We start from the raw sequence: 17,306 nt of genomic DNA, 5'->3' as shown, positions 1-17,306 counted from the left end.
ACCTACCGCCGGACAAGCCTTGCGGGCCAGCTGGAGTCAGACTCCGGTGGCGCCATACAGGTAGATCCGCGGGTCCCTGTTGACGCGCGTGCGGTAGCGAGCCGTGCTGGCATCCCCCACCCCACGGGGGTCGAACCCGTCGTTCGGCCCGGGATCCTCCACAGGTTCGGGCGACTCGCCGTCCCACGCGGCATACCCGTTGAAACGCCCGAACGACGCCTCGGTGTCGAGCACCCCCGCAGCCAGCCGCCGGGCGAACGTGCGGCCCAGGCTGTCCAACCACGCCAGCGGTGCACGATGGGCGCCGACGGCGACGAGGTGGGCGACCTTGTCCGTCTCGGTGGCGTCCACGTGACGACCTGTCGCGAACGCGTCGAGCAACGCCCCCAGCACCCTCGCCCGGTCGGCCACGGACAGGCTCCCCATCACCTCGACGTGGATCCCCTGGAGTGCGTCGACCGACGCCGTCGTGAGGAGGTACCGGTACTGCCGCACGACGACGTCCTCGGCGACGTCCACCGCCGCGACTCGGTGCTGCAAGGCCCTCCCGGGTGCCATGAGGTCAGCCTAGGAACCTGCGGAGCCGGCGACCAGAGGTCGGCCTGTAGAATCTGGGCAAGCCTCAGCAAGGCTCCGGACGAGCGCGCCGTACCCGGTCGGACACGACGGTGCCCCGGAGGTGTGTCATGTCCTGGATCGCACTCGTCGTCTCAGGGGTCCTCGAGACCGTCTGGGCCTCTGCCCTGGCCGAGTCACGCACGCTGACGCGCCCTCTCCCCAACGCGATCTTCGCGGTTGCCCTGGTCGCCTCGATGGCAGGGCTCGGTTTCGCGCTGCGCACCCTGCCGGTCGGCACGGCGTATGCCGTGTGGGTGGGCATCGGCGCGGTGGGCACCGCCGTCTACGGCATCGTCGCGCTCGAAGAGCCGGCGACCGCGGCACGGCTGGTGTGCCTGGGCCTGATCGTCGCCGGCGTGGTCGGGCTCAAGCTCGCCCACTGACCTTGCTCACCGGGGTGACTCCACTGTTCGTGGTCAACGGTCACCCCGGTGACGGAACCCGTCAGGGCAGCCCGGCGATGTGCGGCTGTGGCCTCGGCCGCGCGGTGGACCGCCGCGGTGCTCCGGGGATCCAGTGGCACATGCGCAGCGAGGTGACGGTCGCGGCATACCCGAGGCCGCGGTAGGCCTCGAACTCGAGGTCGCCGAACTTCTGCCGCGCTGTCGGCGCTCGGGGGAAGTCCTTGTTGTTGATCTGGAACGACTGCACGTTCGGCGGGAGCGCGGCGTTCCAGTCGACGCCGGTCGCCCCCGCGGCTGGCGGCTCGACGCGGACGGACTTCACCACCACCACCTCGAGGCCGCGGGGGTCGCGGTAGCAGCGCAACCACGGCGGCTCGTCCTCGATCATCTGCCGCTGGAGGTCGATGTCGAGGTCGGCCCGGACGACGGCGATGGCGTCGCCGACGGCGGACCACGACTGCGGCGGGTCGTTGCTCGCGTCGAAGATGAGGATCCGCCGGGCCGCATCACCACCCGAGGTGACGTGCTGGCGCACGCACTCGACCAGCCCTGTGTTGTCCAGGTGCCCACCGTCGCTGAGGTAGATCCACCGGTCGTCTGCCGACAGCCGCCCCGCGGCCTCCACGGCGATCTTCGTCAGACCGGGCTTGCTCGTGAGCCACAGCCAGCCCTTCGGCCGCTCCAGGACCGGGGTGTGGGTGTGGAGCGGGTTGCGCACCCACGTGCCGACGCGGAGGTTGAACAGGGTCAGCAGCAACCGGTACGGCGCCATCTGGATGCCGAAGCGCCCCATCAGTGGCGAGATGGCGGCGCCGCTGATCGCGACCGACGCCATCACGGACGTGCGACCGGCGCCGGCGAAGTCCTCGTACTCCCGCATCGGGACCGTCACCGTGGTGCCCTCCTCCCGGAAGACACGGATCCCCTGTGGTCCGAACACGACCGGGAACCCGCCGCGCATCGTCGGCGCCTCGTTCGGGGCCTTGGAGTTGAGCGTCGCGACGATGTTGAGCCCGATGCCGTCGAGGTCGGAGTAGCGGTATACCTGTGCAGGTGGAAGCTCGACGGCACGGCCCGTGGTCGCGTCGATCCCCACGCAGAACGCGTCCGCCAGCCGCGCCCGGTAGAAGCCGTGCATCGAGGTCGCGTTGGCGTCGACGAGGTAGGCGAGCAAGCACGCCACAGCGACGAGCAGCGCGCTCCACGCCACGAACGTCGGCGTGAAGGGACCCTTGAGCTCGATCAGGTAGTGGAACATCCACAACAGCTGGAGGTACACGGCGACCAGTCCCACGATCGCGAGCGGCAGCCAGGTCAGCAGGTACCGCTTGACCCGCGCCATCACATTCGCCTCGGCCGCCGCCTCGGGTGACGGGCCTCGCCGGAGCAGCCCGATGACCGCGAGGAACAGCCCCGAGATGCCACCGATCTGGACCGAGACGCGGGTGGCGCCGGCCAGGTCCCGCGCCGCCTGGTCATCCCCTTTCAGCAGCACGTCGTTGGCGGGGTCCTTGTCGCCCTTGGTGACCAGCGTCCGGGTCACCTCGGTCTCGTACCCGCACGCGCCGGCATCGACACTGCGTGCCTCGTCTGGACTGATCCGGGCCTCGAGGCTGACCTTGCTGACGGCCTTGGCGATGTTCTGCGATGCCGCTTCCTCGCAGATGCTGCGGGTCCCGAACCCCAGCCCGCTCAGTGCCGCCGCGCCGAGGGTGGTCGGTTTGTCGCTCGTGGTCAGGGTCGTCACCCCCACCAGGGCGGCCGGCAGCCCCGCGACGACAGCCAGCCAGACCGCGGCCACCCCGAGGACGAGGGGACGCCAGCGCGCCACCTTGTCTCGCGTCGCGATGGTCTCATCGCGTTGCGGCTGGTCGGGATCCGTGTCGTCGAAGACCGCCGTCCCCCTCCAGTCCCACACGGTCAGCCCGACCACCACGACGAGGCAGGCGATGGGCACGCTGAGCAGGCCCAGCCACTGCCCGGTGCCCCACGAGGGAGCCAGCTGCAGCCCGTCCACCAGCACGACTGGCGTGTTGTCCACCACTCGTGCAACCCGATGGGCTGCAACGAAACCCACCGTCACGGCAAGGGTCGCACTGACCAACGTCGCGAACAGCAGCGTCAGGCCGACGACGATGACGTTGACCGATGCGCCGAGCACGAGGCTGACCAACCCGTCCCGCCATCGCGCCACTGGCTCGAACAGGTAGCGGGTGTGTCGACGCAGCCGCTCGATCTCCGACGAGTTCGGCCGGTAGCTCTGCGTCCACGGGATCGGCGGCACCGGCGAGCCGTCCCCGGCGAAGCGGCGCCGCAGGGCCAGCGCAGCGCCCATGTAGCTGCCACCGCTGACGGCAAAGATCGCCGGCTCGTCCTCGACCCGGTCGAGGCCGAGCTCCTTGGCGTGGTCCTGCAGCGCGTGCATCCCCCCGAGGGCGAACGCCGTCGCGCGGATGCCACCGCCGGAGGCACCGATCGCGAGCGGCCCGGCGTCTCGGGTGTCGACCACGGCGGTGGTCCCGGTGGGTGGGGCTCCGGCCGGTGGCGCACCTCCCCCGGTCCCGGGCAGCTCCCGGCGCCGGTCCGCGAGCCCACGGACGGTGAGCAGGTATGCCGCGGCGGCCATGACCTCCGCGACCGCACCGATGAGGACGGTGTGCCACCACGACAACCGGGCCCAGTCGATCCCCACCGCGGCACCCACCAGGACGAAGAGGACCAGGCGCAGGACCTTGATCCGGGGCGGCGCCGGGGTCGCGCGGACCCAGCCGCGCAGGGTTCGCACCGACGAGCTGAACGACGGATGCTTCGCGGATGGCTTCTCCACGACCCTGCGGGCCCCGACCCGTGTGCTCCCGGCGGTGTAGCGGTGCTCGACGACCAGCAGGACCAGGACGAACTGGGTCGCCACCTGCAGCAGGAGGAGGGCGAGCATGGCCCGGGGCCACGCACTGTCGCCGTCCTCCACCGGCACGCGTGACTCGCCCTCGGCGAGGCGCACCTCCCCGAGCGGGAGGACTCCGGTCGCGCGGAGCAGGCTGAGCAGCAGGAGGACCAGGGTGAACGCCGCGACGACGGCCCAGACCTTGCGCGCTGTGCGGATCTCCACCTCGATGGCGCGGTCCTCGAGGGCCTTGCCGGGTCGACCGACGTGCAGCCAGTCGCGTTCGACCATCTGGGTCGGGTCCAGCGCGGGCATGCTCGAGGAGCTGCTCGAGGGTGACGGCGCCGGACCGGTCCTGCCCTGGCCACGGTCCCGTGGTCGAGGCGGACGGCGTGCCTCTCCCTCGCCCGAACCCTGCTCCTCGGCCATGGCATCCCCGCTTCGACGGTCCGACATGCGCCTGCCAGTGTCCCGCAGGCGGGGCAGCGGGCGTCTCCGTCAATAGAGTGAGGTTTGCGGCCGGTTGCGTGGACCGGCGCGCGACGTGCGTCAGCCCAGCCGGGCGGCGGCCACCGTCATGAAGGGCCAGGCGGGGAGCAGCGGAGCCATGTAGGCACCGGTCGCGTGGTAGACGTCGGGACGTCCCGGCCACACCACGAAACCCTCGTTCATGTCCTCGTCGAGCTCGTTGATCCAGCTGCCTGTGGTGTCGACGAAGTACGCCGCCGCGTGGTCCCACAGCCGGCGGTACCACTGCTCCCACTCGTCGTCACCGGTCAGCCCGCCGAGCAGCGCGGTCGCCTGGATGCCCTCGCAGATCGGCCAGTGCAGCCGGACGTCGGAGACCGGCTCGGAGTTCCAGTCGACCGTGTAGACCAGCCCCTCACGGCCGTCGACTCCCCACGCGGACAACGCCTTCCGCGCCAACGCCTCGGCTGCCTCCAGCACCCAGGGACCGGCCTGCACGCGCGGTGAGGCGTGCAGGCCGCACAGCAGGCGAGCCCACTCGAGCAGGTGGCCGTACGTCGCGCCATACGGGCGGAACGGGTCGTTGGGGTTGTCGATGTTGTAGTCCGGCAGCTCCTGCCACTGCGCGTCGTAGTGCTCGGGGAGCAGCCAGTCGCGACCACGTGCGTGCTGGTTCACGATGCGCTCACAGATCCGCAGCGCCCGTTCGTGCCAGACGTCCTCATCGAGCGCGTCACCGATCGCGAGGAACGCCTCGACCGCGTGCATGTTGGCGTTCGCCCCGCGGTACTCCTCGGGGTCGTCCCACGTCGCCGACCACGACTCGCACAGCGCACCCTCGTCCTCACGCCAGAACTTCTCCTCGACGACTCGCGTCACCTCGCGCGCCAGGGCCTGTGGGTCACCGACGGACGCGGCCCCCTGGGCCTGCGCGGCCAGCGCCGACGCCGCCGCCAGGACGACGTGGACGTGCTCGTATGCCGTCTTGCGCCCGGTCCGCTCCAGCGTCCCGAACCAGCCGCCGTGCGCCTCGTCACTGAAGGCGCCTTCCAGTGACGCCAGCCCGTGGGCCAGCAGACGCTCGGAGCCGGGGATGCCGAGCACCGAAGCCAGGCCGGCCACGTGGGTCATGCGGGCGGTGAGCAGCAGCGACGGCTCGCGCCCCGGCATCGGGGATCCGTCACCCCCGAGGTAGGCGAACCCACCGCCGGGCAGGACGCTCGGGCCGACGAACTCGATCATCCGCGCGAACCGCTCCTGCACCCAGAGCCGGTGCGCCGGGCGTTCGGCCCAGCGGGTGGTGGTCTCGGGGGTCCGTCTGATGTCAGTCATGGCGCCTTTCAAGAGGTGGCAGCAGGGCTCGCTCCATCGATTCTCCACTGATTCAGGCACCGGGTCCGACTTCACTCCCACCGAGGAGTCCTGTTACCTCCTCCGACCGGCTGAGAACGCTCGAAACCCACCACGTGCGGAGCCGGCCTTGGGCACCATACGGGGCATGGAACTGGACCGTGAGGGTCGCACCGACCTCCACTACGCGGCTGCGGACGGCGACCTGGCCCTGGTGCGCCAGCTGCTGTCGCAGGGGTATGACGTGACGCTCGCCGACACCGGCGGGTACACCCCCCTGCACCTCGCCGCCCAGAACCAGCAGGCGGACGTGGTGCCCGAGCTCGTCGCGGCAGGGGCCGCCCTCGAGGCGCGCGACCAGTGGGGCAACACCCCGCTGTGGCGGGCCATGTCCTCCTCACGGGGTCGAGGAGAGACCATCCTCGCCCTGCTCGCGGCCGGCGCCGACCCGGACGCCGAGAACAACCACGGCACCTCTCCACGGATCGGGGCCCTGCGGATCGCGAACTACGACGTGGCCCAGTACTTCGTCGACCTCACGAGCAGCCGAGCCAGCTGACCGCGCTCGGGTGTTCCGAGCACATTCGGGGCACATTCGGGGCGCATTCGGGGCGCACCCGAGGCCTCGCGCCGGTAACCTCGCCGCTCTCGCGCGACGCTCGCCGTGCGACGCCGACCCGGGGGGATCCATGAGCACCGACATCCAGCTCGCCCGACGCTCGTCAGCCGAGCTCATCGGTGGCGCCTTCGTCGCCATCCCGGCGGGCCTGTTCGTGCACCTCGTCACGCGCTCGGAGGACTCACGGTTCTACCCTGCGGCCGCGGCCCTCCTCGTGCTGCTGGGCTGGACGCTGCTCGGCGTCGGGCTGGTCCGGATCGGCGCCAAGGTGGACGACCTCTACCGTGCCAGGGTGACCGGGTCGACCCCCCGGGACTGACGCTCAGGCGTCGCGCCGAGCCGCGCGAGCAGCCTCGACCTTCGCCGCACGCGCGCGCTTGAGGCGCATGTGCGGGTCGGCGGCCTCCGTCAGCTGCGCGGGACCGAAGAGGTGCCACCCGACGTACTTCACGCCGTACGCGATCCGGTAGCCCACCGAGAGGCCTTCGTTCCTGCCCCTGCCAGCCATGCGTCCGCCTAATAGTTAGTACACGAATGATTTGATACCTAACTGTAAGCCCGCATATGCATAGGATGAAATCGTGTCCCGCTCCCCTCGTACCGACCCGACCTCCGCGGCCCCCGAAATTGGCGGCGCACCAGACCTGCTCGCGCTCGACCGGCAGGTCTGCTTCGCCCTCGCGGTTGCGTCGCGCAACGTCATCGGGCTCTACCGGCCGCTGCTCGAACCCATGGGCCTCACCCACCCCCAGTACCTCGTGATGCTGGCCCTGTGGGAGCAGTCGCCCCTCAAGGTGTCCGACCTCGCGGCGCGGCTCAGCCTCGAGCCGGCCACCCTCTCGCCACTGCTCAAGCGGCTCGAGGCGAACGGCATGGTGGCGCGTGGCCGCGACCCGCGGGACGACCGCGCCCTGGCGATCACCCTGACGACGAAGGGCCGCCGGGCCCGGCGCCAGGCCGAGCGCATCCCGCCGGCGATCATGGCGCGCCTCGGCATGGGCCTGCCCGAGGTCGAGGACCTCCGCGACGGCCTCACCCGCCTGATCGACGCCGTCGACCGCGAGGGGTCTGCCTGACCGATGAGTTCTCGCGGGCGCGACGGTCTCCACTGCAGCCACCGCCGGGCGGTGCCCGCACGCGCCACCCCTGCCACCCAGGAACCGGAGCCCCGAGATGCCCACCACCCGCCACCTGAAGACCCCTGACGTCACCCTCGCCTACGACGTCCACGGCCCGCTCCCGACCGCGGACGGCCGCCCGCCGTTGTTCCTCGTCGGCGCCCCGATGGGAGCCGAGGGCTTCACGACGCTGGCGTCGCTGCTCGGCGACCGCACCGTCGTCACCTACGACGTCCGCGGCCTCGGCCGCAGCGAGCGCACCGACGGCTCGCTGGTGCAGACCCCGGAGCAGAACGCCGCCGACCACCACGCCGTCATCACCGACCTCGGCGCCGGTCCCGTCGAGATGTTCGCCAGCAGCGGCGGGGCCGTGAGCGCCCTTGCCCTCGTCACCGCGCACCCCGAGGACGTCACGACCGTCGTCGCCCACGAGCCGCCGCTGCTGGCGGTCCTCCCTGACGCCGACGCCGCCTTCGCCGCGGAACGAGCAGTCCACGACGCCTACCACCAGCGCGGCCAGGGCGCCGGCATGGCCGCGTTCATCGGCCTCACCTCGTGGTCGGGCGAGTTCACCCCGGCGTATGCCGCCCAGCCCCTCCCCGACCCCGCCCAGTTCGGGATGTCCTCCGAGGACGACGGAAGGCGGGACGACCCGTTGCTGTCCGGGGTCTCCGATGCGATCACCGCCTACCGCCCCGACCTCGAGGTCCTGCGCGCCACTCCCGTGCGGCTGGTGCTGGCGGCAGGGGTCGAGTCGGCCGGCACGATCACGGCGCGGTCCACCGAGGCGCTGGCCACCGCGCTCGGTCAGGAGGTCGTCGTCTTCCCGAGCCACCACGGTGGGTTCATGGGCGGGGAGCACGGGTACGGCGGCCAGCCGGAGGCCTTCGCCGCGAAGCTCCGCGAGGTGCTCGACGCCTGACGCGACGCGCCCACGGAGGAAGGGTCAGACGTTGGCCAGGAACGTCGCGTTGAACAGGCTGACGAGGAACCCGACGATGACGATCGCGTCGAGCACGCCGTAGGACATGAGGTGGAAGTTGGCGACCTTCCACCTCAGGGGGGCGTCGGCATACCCCCGTGGGCGCCAGCGACGGACGCGCTGGGCGTACCAGACCACCATGAAGACGCCGTAGCAGATGGCGCTGAACTGCCAGGCTGATCTCACCCCACCAGTGTGCGGCCCGCACCTGTGGCGCGCGCAGGGGGATCGTCCGTCCGGTCAGACCTCGCCGACATCGCCCCGGTCCCGCCCTCCCCGCCGCTACCGTCCTCCCACGTCACAGGCGCCCCTTCCGCCACGGAGACCGCGCCACGCCCCCGGAGGACGCTCATGACCCCATCCCTGACGAGCTCCACCCGCACGTCCCCGCCCCGCCGCACGCGGCTGACGCGGGTGCTTGCCTCCGGAGCGCTCGCGAGCGCCGTGGTCTCCGGCCTCGCGCTCTCCCCCGCCCACGCGGTGCCCATCTCGCCCGACCCGACCCGGCCGACCGTCGTCTTCCGTCCCGCCGAGCACCGGATGAAGGCGAAGCTGGACGTCCGGGCGACGACCGCACGGTTCGGGTCGTCGTTCACGGGCGCCGTCGTCGACGCCGCGAGCGGTCGTGTCGTGTGGAGCAGGAACGGCACCACCGCCCTGATGCCGGCCTCCACCACCAAGCTCGTCACCGCGACCGACGCGCTGCGCGTCTTCGGCTCCTCGTACCGGTTCGTCACCAGCGTCAAGCGTGGACCGTGGTCGGACCAGGTCATCCTCATCGGCTCCGGGGACCCGGCGTTCAGCTCCGGCCAGCTCGCGGCCCTGGCCCGGACCACCGCTGCGACGCTCAGGTCCGCCGGCCGGACCACGGTCCGCCTGTATGCCGACGACTCCCTCTTCCCCGCCCCCACCATCGCGACGGGGTGGAAGTCCTCCTACATCCCCGACGACACGACCTGGCTGCGTGCCCTCGTGGTCGACGGACGGCAGAACTCCGACACGACCATCGACGCGGCGAAGCTGTTCGCCGCCCAGCTCGAGGCCAACGGCGTGACCGCCACGAAGATCGGGCGCGGGCGGGCTGCCGTCGACGCCCCCGTCATCGCGACCTCGGCCGGCCAGACCGTCGGGGAGATCGTCGGGCCCATGCTGCTCGACTCGGACAACGAGGACGCCGAGGCACTGCACCGGCTCGTCGCCATCGCGACGGGGTACGGCAACACGTGGACGGCGGCGCGGAACGCCCAGTCGGCCCTGCTCGGCAAGGAGGGGCTGTCCGCGACCGCTCTCTACGACGGCTCCGGCCTGTCCCGCAGCGGGCGGTTGAGCGGGCTGCAGCTGGCCCGGATCGTGGCCAACGCCTTCGAGCCCGGCAACGCCACCCGGTTGGCACTGCTGCGCTCCGACGCGGGCCTGCCCATCGCCGGCCGGAGCGGGACCCTCAGCTCGTCGATGGGGCGGTTCACGACGGCCGAGTCGAGGTGCGCGGTCGGACGGGTGCACGCCAAGACAGGCACGCTCAGCGACGCCGTGGCCCTGTCGGGCTGGACCCTCGGCGCCGACGGCCAGGTGAAGACGTTCGCGTTCGTGGTGAACGGCAAGAGCTCGACGCTGGCGCTCAAGCAGGGCCTGGACATGCTCGCCGCCACGGTGACCGGCTGCTACTGAGCCCTCGGGGTCAGTGCCCCATGCCGCCGATCTGGTTGGCGCCGTAGCCGGGCGTGACCCTGGCCGAACCCGGCGCGAGATCGCCGTGCTCGTCCGCGCGACGCTCGTCCCTGGTGCGGTGGTCTCGCGACCGCGCCACCACTGCCACCACGAGGCCGACGACGACAGCGACCGCCCCGATCGCGAAGATCCCGCCGAGCACGACTGTGAAGAACACGAGGAACACCCGTCCGATCCGAGCCCGCCGCCCCCCAGTGGGTACGAGTGGGTCACTCGTGATGATCCGGCATCCGACACCTCCGTGCAATAGCTTTGCCGCACCACGCAACGGCGACCAGACTGCTGCCCATGACCGAAGCCCCGGGGTTCCGTGACGCCGTCGTCTACCAGATCTACCCCCGCAGCTTCCAGGACAGCAACGGCGACGGCATCGGCGACGTCCGCGGCATCATCGACCGCCTCGACTACCTGCACACCCTGGGCATCGACGTGCTCTGGCTGTCGCCGATCTACACCAGCCCGCAGGACGACAACGGCTACGACATCGCCGACTACCAGGACATCGACCCGACCTTCGGGACGCTCGCGGACGTGGACGAGCTGATCGCGCAGGCGCACGCGCGCGGCATACGCATCGTCATGGACCTCGTGGTGAACCACACCTCCGACGAGCACCCGTGGTTCGTGGAGTCGCGCTCGAGCACCGACAACCCCAAGCGGGACTGGTACTGGTGGCGCTCCCCCGGTGAGTCCGCGGACGGGTCCCTGACCGCCCCGAACAACTGGGAGTCGTTCTTCAGCGGTCCGGCCTGGGAGCTCGACGAGGTCAGCGGGGAGTACTACCTGCACCTGTTCAGCCGCAAGCAGCCCGACCTCAACTGGGAGAACCCCGAGGTCCGCGAAGCCGTCTACTCGATGATGCGCTGGTGGCTGGACCGCGGCGTCGACGGGTTCCGCATGGACGTCATCAACATGATCTCCAAGGTCACGTCCCTGCCCGACGGCGAGCCGATCCCCGGCAGCCCCGGGCTCGGCGACGGGACGCCGCACTTCCTGAACGGGCCCCGCATCCACGAGTTCCTCCAGGAGATGCACGCGTCGGTCTTCGAGGGGCGCGCGGAGAAGCTGCTCACCGTCGGCGAGATGCCCGGCGTGACGGTGGACGACGCCGTCCTCTACACCGACCCGGAGCGGCACGAGGTCGACATGGTGTTCCAGTTCGAGCACGTCGGTCTCGACCACGGCGACCACAAGTGGGACCGCCGCACCCTCGACCTGCGCGAGCTCAAGACGTCGCTCGGCCGCTGGCAGGAGGGGCTCGCCGAGACCGGCTGGAACTCCCTCTACTGGAACAACCACGACCAGCCGCGCGCCGTGTCGCGGTTCGGCTCCGACGCGCCCGAGCACCGCGTCGCATCCGCGAAGCTGCTCGGCACGGTCCTGCACCTGCACCGCGGGACGCCCTACGTCTACCAGGGTGAAGAGCTCGGTATGACGAACGTGCCGTTCGCGTCGTCGGAGGACTTCCTCGACATCGAGTCGGTGAACTACTACCGGATGGCCGTCGAGTCGGGTTCGGACGCCGCCAGCGTGCTGGACAACCTGAGGATCGGCAGCCGCGACAACGCGCGCTCCCCGATGCAGTGGGACGGCACCGACCACGGCGGGTTCACCACCGGCACACCGTGGTTCAGGGCCAACCCCAACTACGTGGAGATCAACGCCGAGGCCGAGGTCGCCGACGACGACTCGGTGTTCCACCACTACCGCCGGGTGATCGAGCTGCGGCACACCGAGCCGGCTGTCGGCCACGGCGACTTCCAGATGCTCGCCGCCGACCACCCGACGCTCTACGCGTTCACCCGCTCGCACGAGGGCGTCGAGCTGCTCGTCGTCGCCAACTTCTCCGGCGACGAGCTCGCCCTCGACGTGCTCGACGACCTCGACGGCTGGGCCGGTTCGACGCTGCTGCTCGGCAACGTCGGTGAGCCGAGCTCGGTCACTGCGCCCCTGCGCGCCTGGGAGGCCCGCGTCCTGCGTCGCTGACCGCTCGCCTGCCCGGAGCGGGTAGGTGTTGCGTGATCCGGCAAGGGCGCGGTCCGGGGATTTCCGGGACGGATCCGGTGCGGGCGTGGCACCATCGCGGCGTGATTCGCGCAGAGCTCGGCTTGGGGGTCCTGGGTACAGCCCTGTGGATCTACTGCCTGCTCGACGTGATCATGACCGACGAGCACCGGATGCGGAACCTCGGCAAGGCGAGCTGGATCATGATCGTGCTGATCACGTCGGTCGTCGGTGCGGTCGCCTGGCTCGTGGCGGGCAAGCCCCAGTCAGCGCCCCGCGGGATGCCCTACAAGGGCAACACGGGGTACTCCGAGTACGACCGCCCCGGGCGGTTCGTGGCGACCGACCCCGAGGCCGACGAGGCGTTCCTCAAGCAGGTGCGCGAGCGCGCCGAGGCGCAGCGCCAGGAGGCGAGGCTGCAGCGACTGGCCCGCGAGCAGCGGGAGGAGCGCGAGCGCCAGGAGATCCGGGAGGCCCACGAGCGCCGCCGCCTCAAGCCGACGGAGCCGAACCCGTACGCGCAGCCCGGCCAGGTCGACCCCCTCGACCCCGGCCGCGCCGGCCAGAACGGCACGGCTCCCCAGGACGGTCAGCCCGGAGGGCCGGCCTGACCTTCCCGGCGCAGGTCGGCCGTCTCCGCACGGAGCGCCGCGAGCACCTTGGTGTCTATGCCGTCGGGGCTCATCCTCATCTCGTAGTTCGCCTCCGAGGCCCAGGACTCCAACGCCCGGCCGACGGCACCGTCCCCGCCGGTGTCCACGACCGGGTGCCCCAGCGCGGCCAGACGGCTCCCGACCTCCTCCGCCAACGCGCCGGTGAGCGGCAGTACCTCCTCGGCCGTGCCGAAGAGCAGGTCGTTGACGACCAGCAGCCGCGCCAGCTCCGGCGGTGCCTGCGGGTGGTCGTCGACCCGGACGTCGGCGAGGACCCCGCAGCCGTCGTACCCCGCACCCGGTGCCACCGCATACAGCGCCGCTCCCTGACGACCACGGGAGTCGCCCCCGGCCGCATCCCCGGCGAGCAGGGCGGCGAGCAGTCGGTCGGTCAGCGAACCGCCCGACGAGGCGAGCCAGGCATGTTCCATCGCCTCGACGACGTCGCGACCGGTGAGGATGTTTCCCTGGATGGCGTACCCGCCGGTGGCCTCGCGCCCACTGACGCCACCCGCCCAGTCCATGCACTCACTGCCGGTGAACGTCGCCTGCGAGTCGACGCCGACGACGCCCAGCTGCCGGTGTTCCCGGCCGTCATCGGGCTGCGTGCACGCGGCAACCGCACCGTGCGCATCGGCTCCACCAGCCAGTGCTTCGAGGGCGGTGTCGCGGTAGGAGACACGCGCCATCGCCTGCGTCGCGACGGCTCCCACCCCGAGCCGGGCGGCAGGAACCACCGCCCCGACGAACGGGAACTTGCTCGCGACGGCGACCCCGAACGCGTCACCGACCTGACCAGCGATGGAGAACGTCATGGGTCGACGCTAGGCGCTACCGGAGAGGACGGCGCGGCGGACGGGCGTGGACGGTGCGGTGGGGGTTCGAAATCTCTGGGACAATGGAGCATGGCCGCGCGAACGACCAACCCCATGCTCACCTGGACCACCCTCTCTCCCGTCGTGGCACTCATTGCCCTGGCCCTCACCTGGGGTCGCGATCTCGGCACCCTGCCCGTCATCGTCATCGCCGCCGCGCTCGCCGCCGCGGTGCTGGCCGCGGTGCACCACGCCGAGGTCGTCGCCCACCGCGTCGGTGAACCCTTCGGCTCCCTCGTCCTCGCCGTCGCCGTCACCATCATCGAGGTGGCGCTGATCGTCACGCTGATGATCTCCGGCGGCAAGGAGACCTCGACGCTGGCCCGGGACACGGTGTTCGCGGCGGTGATGATCACCTGCAACGGGATCGTCGGGCTGTCGCTGTTCGTCGGCGCGCGCCGGTACAAGCTCATCTCGTTCAACGCCGAGGGCACCGGCGCCGCGCTGGCCACCGTGACGACGCTGGCCATCCTCACCATGGTCGTCCCGACGTTCACCACGGGCGAGCCGGGACCGGAGTTCACGCCCGGCCAGCTCGCCTTCGCCGCGGTCATCTCGCTGGTCCTCTACGGCATGTTCGTCACCACCCAGACCGTGCGGCACCGCGACTTCTTCCTCCCCGTCGGCAAGCAGGGCGAACCCCTCAACGACGAGCACGCCAACCCCCCGAGCACCAGGCAGACCTACCTCTCCCTCGGCCTCCTGCTCGCCTCCCTCGTCGCGGTCGTCGGCCTCGCCAAGGTCGAGTCGCCGGCCATCGAGTCGGCCGTGGCCGCGGCAGGCTTCCCGCAGTCGTTCGTCGGTGTCGTCATCGCCCTGCTCGTGCTGCTCCCCGAGACGCTGGCCGCCGTGCGGGCCGCCCAGCGCAACCGGATCCAGATCAGCCTCAACCTCGCGCTGGGTTCGGCGATGGCCAGCATCGGCCTGACCATCCCGGCGATCGCCATCGCCTCCATCTGGCTCGACGGCCCGCTGCTGCTCGGGCTCGGCCCGGTGCAGATGGTCCTGCTCGGCCTGACCGTCCTGGTCAGCGTGCTCACCGTCGTGCCCGGCCGCGCGACGCGCCTGCAGGGTGGGGTGCACATCGTCCTGCTCGCGGCGTTCGTCTTCCTCGCCGTCAACCCCTGAGGACGCGTGGAGGTATGACGCGCATCGAAGCGGTCCGGGGCGACATCACCCGCGAGCAGGTCGACGCGATCGTCAACGCGGCCAACTCGGCCCTGCTCGGGGGTGGCGGTGTCGACGGTGCCATCCACGCCGTAGCCGGACCCCGGTTGCTCGAGGAGTGCCGCAGGCTCCGGGACACCACCCACCGCGACGGCCTCGAGGTCGGCGACGCGGTGGCCACGGGCGCCGGCGACCTGCCGGCGCGGTGGGTCATCCACACGGTCGGTCCGAACAGGCACCGCGGCCAGACCGACCCCGCCCTGCTGGCCTCGTGCTTCACGCGCAGCCTCGCCGTCGCCCGCAAGGTCGGCGCGCGGTCGGTGGCCTTCCCTGCCGTCAGCGCGGGCGTCTACGGCTGGGACGCCGACGAGGTGGCGCGCATCGCCGTGACAGCGGTGCGCGCGGACCTGGCCACCCGGTCCGGCGCAGCGCCGGAGATCGACCTCGTCCGGTTCGTGCTGTTCAGCGACCGGCTGCTGGCCGCGTTCGAGGCCCAGCTGGGCTGACCGGCTCAGGCGTCGGCCGTGGCCTGTTCGTCGTCATCGGCCGCAGCGGCCTCGATGAGCCGACCGAGGATCTCCACGGTGTGCACCCCCGACAGGCCCACCTTGTGGTTGCCCATGTAGAACGGCACCCCGGTGATCCCGAGCTCGCGGGCCGCCTCCTCGTCGCCACGGACCTCGTCGGTGTACTCGTCGCCGGCCAGCACCGCCGACACGCGTCGCCCGTCCAGCCCGGCCTCGGCACCGAGCCGCTGCAGGGTCTCGACGTCGTCGATGGCCTTGCCCTCGGTGAAGTGCGCGTTGAACATCCGCTCCAGGACCGCACCCTGCAGCGCCGGTCCACCCTGGGCCAGCCCGAGAGCGACGAGTCGGTGCGCGTCGAAGGAGTTGGACCGCAGCTGCTTGTCGACCTCGATGTCGATGCCGTCGGGGCGGCCCATCGTCGCCGGCCGCTCGGCCATCTCGCGGGCGCCGTCGAGGTCCGTGCCGTACCGCCCGGCCAACCACGCCAGGACGGTGTCACCCGTGCCCTTCGGCGTGCTGGGGTCGAGCTCGAAGGCGTGGTAGGTCACCGTGACCTCTGCCGGGTGGGCGCTCTCGGCGATGGCCAGCTCGAGGCGCCGCTTGCCGAGGTAGCACCACGGGCAGACCACGTCGGCCCAGACGTCGATCTCCACTGCGTTCATCGCTCCATCCTCACACGACGCCCTGCGCGGCGTCACACGGGCGGGCGGCACCCCACATCAGGCACCCGGCATACCGGTGGGCGCACGACGAAGGCCCCCACCGCGGTGCGGTGGGGGCCTTCGTGGAGCCGGAGGTCAGCCTCGGGGAGCGCGCAGGCTCAGGGGCGACCGTAGGTCACGCTGGAGGACCAGATGTCGCGCAGGGCGACGGCCTTGCCGGTGCGGGGGCTGTCCCACATCTTGCCGTTCCCGGCGTAGATGCCCACGTGGTAGGCCGGCGAGCCGAAGAACACGAGGTCGCCCGGCTGCGGGTTGGACACGGGGGTGGTGGCCTGGCGCTGGGCCTCGGCCGTGCGCGGCAGGTTGATGCCGAGCTGGCGGAAGACGTAGGCGGTGTAGCCGGAGCAGTCGAAGCCGGCGGGGGTGGTGCCGCCGTAGACGTACATGATGCCGGCGTACTGCGCGGCGATGCCGAGGACGCCACCGACGGCGGGACCGGACGGTGCGGCCGGGACGGTGGAGCGCTCAGTCGAGCGGCTCGCCGCGGCGGGGGCACGCGTCTGGGCGGCCGGCACGACCACGGGGCGGGCCTTGGGCTTCGGCTTCGGCTTGGGCTTCGGCTTGGCGGTGGCGCTGAAGCCGATCACGCCGAACGCGTCCGCGGCCTGGGGCGCAGCGGCCTCGGGAGCCTTCACGGCCACGGGGGCGGCGGTGGTGGCGGCCGTCCGGGTCGAGGGCTCGGCAGCCGGGGCTGCGGAGGCGGGGAGGGCGAAGGACGCCACGAGGCCACCGGAGGCGGCGATCACGGCGGATGTCTTCACGGCGGGCTGAGCGGCCTTGGCGGCGATGTCAGCGAGCTCGGAGACGGGATTGAAACGACCGGGCGCGCGATGGCGACCAGAGCTGTGTGAAGCCACGATGGTTGAACCTCCAGCGCCTACGAGGTGAGCTGTCGGGTTCGGGTGGAGGTAGATCACCCGGCCCTCGCGGTTTGCCACCCGACCTTGCGGGCGCTCACACGAGGACTTCACCCCAAGGACCGTCCGGAGACGGCCCGAAATTGGGTCCCCCGCTCCTGCCAAGCGGTGTTGCTGGTGGACCCGGGCGTGGTGACAGGACTAGGCGTTTCCACATCGGGCCAGCCTCTCCGGGGGGCGAAGAGACCTCGGCCACCGTACACAAGGCCTCTGGGAATGTCACGTTCGGGTCACGGCGGGTCAAGAAAACCCCAAGAAAGCGGTCGAAAC

19 protein-coding genes and 2 riboswitches are annotated in these 17,306 nt (G+C 71.3%); of the genes, 10 read left to right on the top strand and 9 right to left on the bottom strand.

Annotated features, from left to right (window positions below; genetic code table 11):
- Positions 1 to 36: 36 nt before the first annotated feature.
- On the bottom strand, positions 37 to 558 hold the full coding sequence (locus ACYVKF_RS12295) for a hypothetical protein (protein WP_460966638.1): 522 nt from the start codon (positions 556 to 558) through the stop codon (positions 37 to 39).
- A gap of 56 nt (positions 559 to 614) precedes the next feature.
- Positions 615 to 675: riboswitch (guanidine-III (ykkC-III) riboswitch) on the top strand.
- Positions 676 to 686: 11 nt separating this feature from the next.
- Here ACYVKF_RS12295 and ACYVKF_RS12290 point away from each other — a divergent pair.
- On the top strand, positions 687 to 1,001 hold the full coding sequence (locus ACYVKF_RS12290) for a DMT family transporter (RefSeq protein ID WP_460966636.1): 315 nt from the start codon (positions 687 to 689) through the stop codon (positions 999 to 1,001).
- A gap of 61 nt (positions 1,002 to 1,062) precedes the next feature.
- On the opposite strand, the gene ACYVKF_RS12285 is transcribed toward ACYVKF_RS12290, so the two are convergent.
- The gene (locus ACYVKF_RS12285) at positions 1,063 to 4,221 is read right to left on the bottom strand and encodes a hypothetical protein (RefSeq protein ID WP_460966634.1); all 3,159 of its coding nucleotides are present in this window, start codon (positions 4,219 to 4,221) and stop codon (positions 1,063 to 1,065) included.
- Between the two features lie 234 nt (positions 4,222 to 4,455).
- Entirely contained in the window at positions 4,456 to 5,706 is a 1,251-nt protein-coding gene (locus ACYVKF_RS12280; protein ID WP_460966632.1) for an AGE family epimerase/isomerase, read from the bottom strand.
- A gap of 166 nt (positions 5,707 to 5,872) precedes the next feature.
- On the opposite strand from ACYVKF_RS12280, the gene ACYVKF_RS12275 reads away from it, so the two are divergent.
- Positions 5,873 to 6,283 (top strand): ankyrin repeat domain-containing protein, encoded by a 411-nt coding sequence (locus ACYVKF_RS12275; protein WP_460966630.1) that lies wholly within the window; start codon positions 5,873 to 5,875, stop codon positions 6,281 to 6,283.
- A gap of 130 nt (positions 6,284 to 6,413) precedes the next feature.
- The gene (locus tag ACYVKF_RS12270) at positions 6,414 to 6,662 is read left to right on the top strand and encodes a hypothetical protein (RefSeq protein WP_460966628.1); all 249 of its coding nucleotides are present in this window, start codon (positions 6,414 to 6,416) and stop codon (positions 6,660 to 6,662) included.
- Positions 6,663 to 6,665: 3 nt separating this feature from the next.
- Here the strand turns inward: ACYVKF_RS12270 and ACYVKF_RS12265 are convergent, their stop codons facing one another.
- A complete protein-coding gene (locus tag ACYVKF_RS12265; RefSeq protein ID WP_460966626.1) occupies positions 6,666 to 6,851 on the bottom strand; it encodes a hypothetical protein in 186 nt (61 codons plus the stop codon).
- Positions 6,852 to 6,924: 73 nt separating this feature from the next.
- Between ACYVKF_RS12265 and ACYVKF_RS12260 the strand changes: the two genes are divergently transcribed.
- Together ACYVKF_RS12260 and ACYVKF_RS12255 are read left to right on the top strand one after the other, a co-directional pair.
- Entirely contained in the window at positions 6,925 to 7,419 is a 495-nt protein-coding gene (locus ACYVKF_RS12260; protein WP_460966624.1) for a MarR family winged helix-turn-helix transcriptional regulator, read from the top strand.
- 97 nt (positions 7,420 to 7,516) lie between these two features.
- Positions 7,517 to 8,383: an alpha/beta fold hydrolase gene (locus ACYVKF_RS12255; RefSeq protein WP_056916483.1), complete on the top strand. Its 867-nt coding sequence runs from the start codon at positions 7,517 to 7,519 to the stop codon at positions 8,381 to 8,383.
- A gap of 24 nt (positions 8,384 to 8,407) precedes the next feature.
- On the opposite strand, the gene ACYVKF_RS12250 is transcribed toward ACYVKF_RS12255, so the two are convergent.
- A complete protein-coding gene (locus ACYVKF_RS12250) occupies positions 8,408 to 8,629 on the bottom strand; it encodes a hypothetical protein (protein ID WP_056919732.1) in 222 nt (73 codons plus the stop codon).
- Between the two features lie 165 nt (positions 8,630 to 8,794).
- On the opposite strand from ACYVKF_RS12250, the gene ACYVKF_RS12245 reads away from it, so the two are divergent.
- Complete coding sequence (locus ACYVKF_RS12245) at positions 8,795 to 10,111, top strand: D-alanyl-D-alanine carboxypeptidase/D-alanyl-D-alanine-endopeptidase (protein WP_460966622.1); 1,317 nt, start codon at positions 8,795 to 8,797, stop codon at positions 10,109 to 10,111.
- Positions 10,112 to 10,121: 10 nt separating this feature from the next.
- Here the strand turns inward: ACYVKF_RS12245 and ACYVKF_RS12240 are convergent, their stop codons facing one another.
- On the bottom strand, positions 10,122 to 10,328 hold the full coding sequence (locus ACYVKF_RS12240) for a hypothetical protein (RefSeq protein ID WP_162246857.1): 207 nt from the start codon (positions 10,326 to 10,328) through the stop codon (positions 10,122 to 10,124).
- 131 nt (positions 10,329 to 10,459) lie between these two features.
- Here ACYVKF_RS12240 and ACYVKF_RS12235 point away from each other — a divergent pair, with 131 nt between their 5' ends.
- Entirely contained in the window at positions 10,460 to 12,157 is a 1,698-nt protein-coding gene (locus tag ACYVKF_RS12235; protein WP_460966619.1) for a glycoside hydrolase family 13 protein, read from the top strand.
- 101 nt (positions 12,158 to 12,258) lie between these two features.
- Complete coding sequence (locus ACYVKF_RS12230) at positions 12,259 to 12,786, top strand: PLD nuclease N-terminal domain-containing protein (protein WP_082580827.1); 528 nt, start codon at positions 12,259 to 12,261, stop codon at positions 12,784 to 12,786.
- On the opposite strand, the gene ACYVKF_RS12225 is transcribed toward ACYVKF_RS12230, so the two are convergent.
- Complete coding sequence (locus ACYVKF_RS12225) at positions 12,765 to 13,643, bottom strand: DUF1028 domain-containing protein (RefSeq protein WP_460966617.1); 879 nt, start codon at positions 13,641 to 13,643, stop codon at positions 12,765 to 12,767. The genes ACYVKF_RS12230 and ACYVKF_RS12225 overlap by 22 nt on opposite strands.
- A 90-nt stretch (positions 13,644 to 13,733) precedes the next feature.
- On the opposite strand from ACYVKF_RS12225, the gene ACYVKF_RS12220 reads away from it, so the two are divergent.
- Positions 13,734 to 14,831: a calcium:cation antiporter gene (locus tag ACYVKF_RS12220; protein ID WP_460966615.1), complete on the top strand. Its 1,098-nt coding sequence runs from the start codon at positions 13,734 to 13,736 to the stop codon at positions 14,829 to 14,831.
- A gap of 14 nt (positions 14,832 to 14,845) precedes the next feature.
- A complete protein-coding gene (locus tag ACYVKF_RS12215; protein ID WP_460966613.1) occupies positions 14,846 to 15,376 on the top strand; it encodes an O-acetyl-ADP-ribose deacetylase in 531 nt (176 codons plus the stop codon).
- Between the two features lie 5 nt (positions 15,377 to 15,381).
- Here ACYVKF_RS12215 and ACYVKF_RS12210 read toward each other — a convergent pair whose 3' ends face one another.
- Both ACYVKF_RS12210 and ACYVKF_RS12205 read right to left on the bottom strand, forming a co-directional pair.
- Positions 15,382 to 16,059: a DsbA family oxidoreductase gene (locus ACYVKF_RS12210; RefSeq protein ID WP_460966611.1), complete on the bottom strand. Its 678-nt coding sequence runs from the start codon at positions 16,057 to 16,059 to the stop codon at positions 15,382 to 15,384.
- 158 nt (positions 16,060 to 16,217) lie between these two features.
- A complete protein-coding gene (locus tag ACYVKF_RS12205) occupies positions 16,218 to 16,976 on the bottom strand; it encodes a C40 family peptidase (RefSeq protein WP_460966609.1) in 759 nt (252 codons plus the stop codon).
- A 2-nt stretch (positions 16,977 to 16,978) separates the two neighbouring features.
- Positions 16,979 to 17,192: riboswitch (cyclic di-AMP (ydaO/yuaA leader) on the bottom strand.
- Positions 17,193 to 17,306 lie beyond the last annotated feature (114 nt).

It is taken from the genome of Pedococcus soli (genome assembly GCF_054782575.1).
The sequence above is the reverse complement of the archived record's forward strand: the minus strand, read 5'-3'. Positions and strand labels throughout refer to the sequence as shown.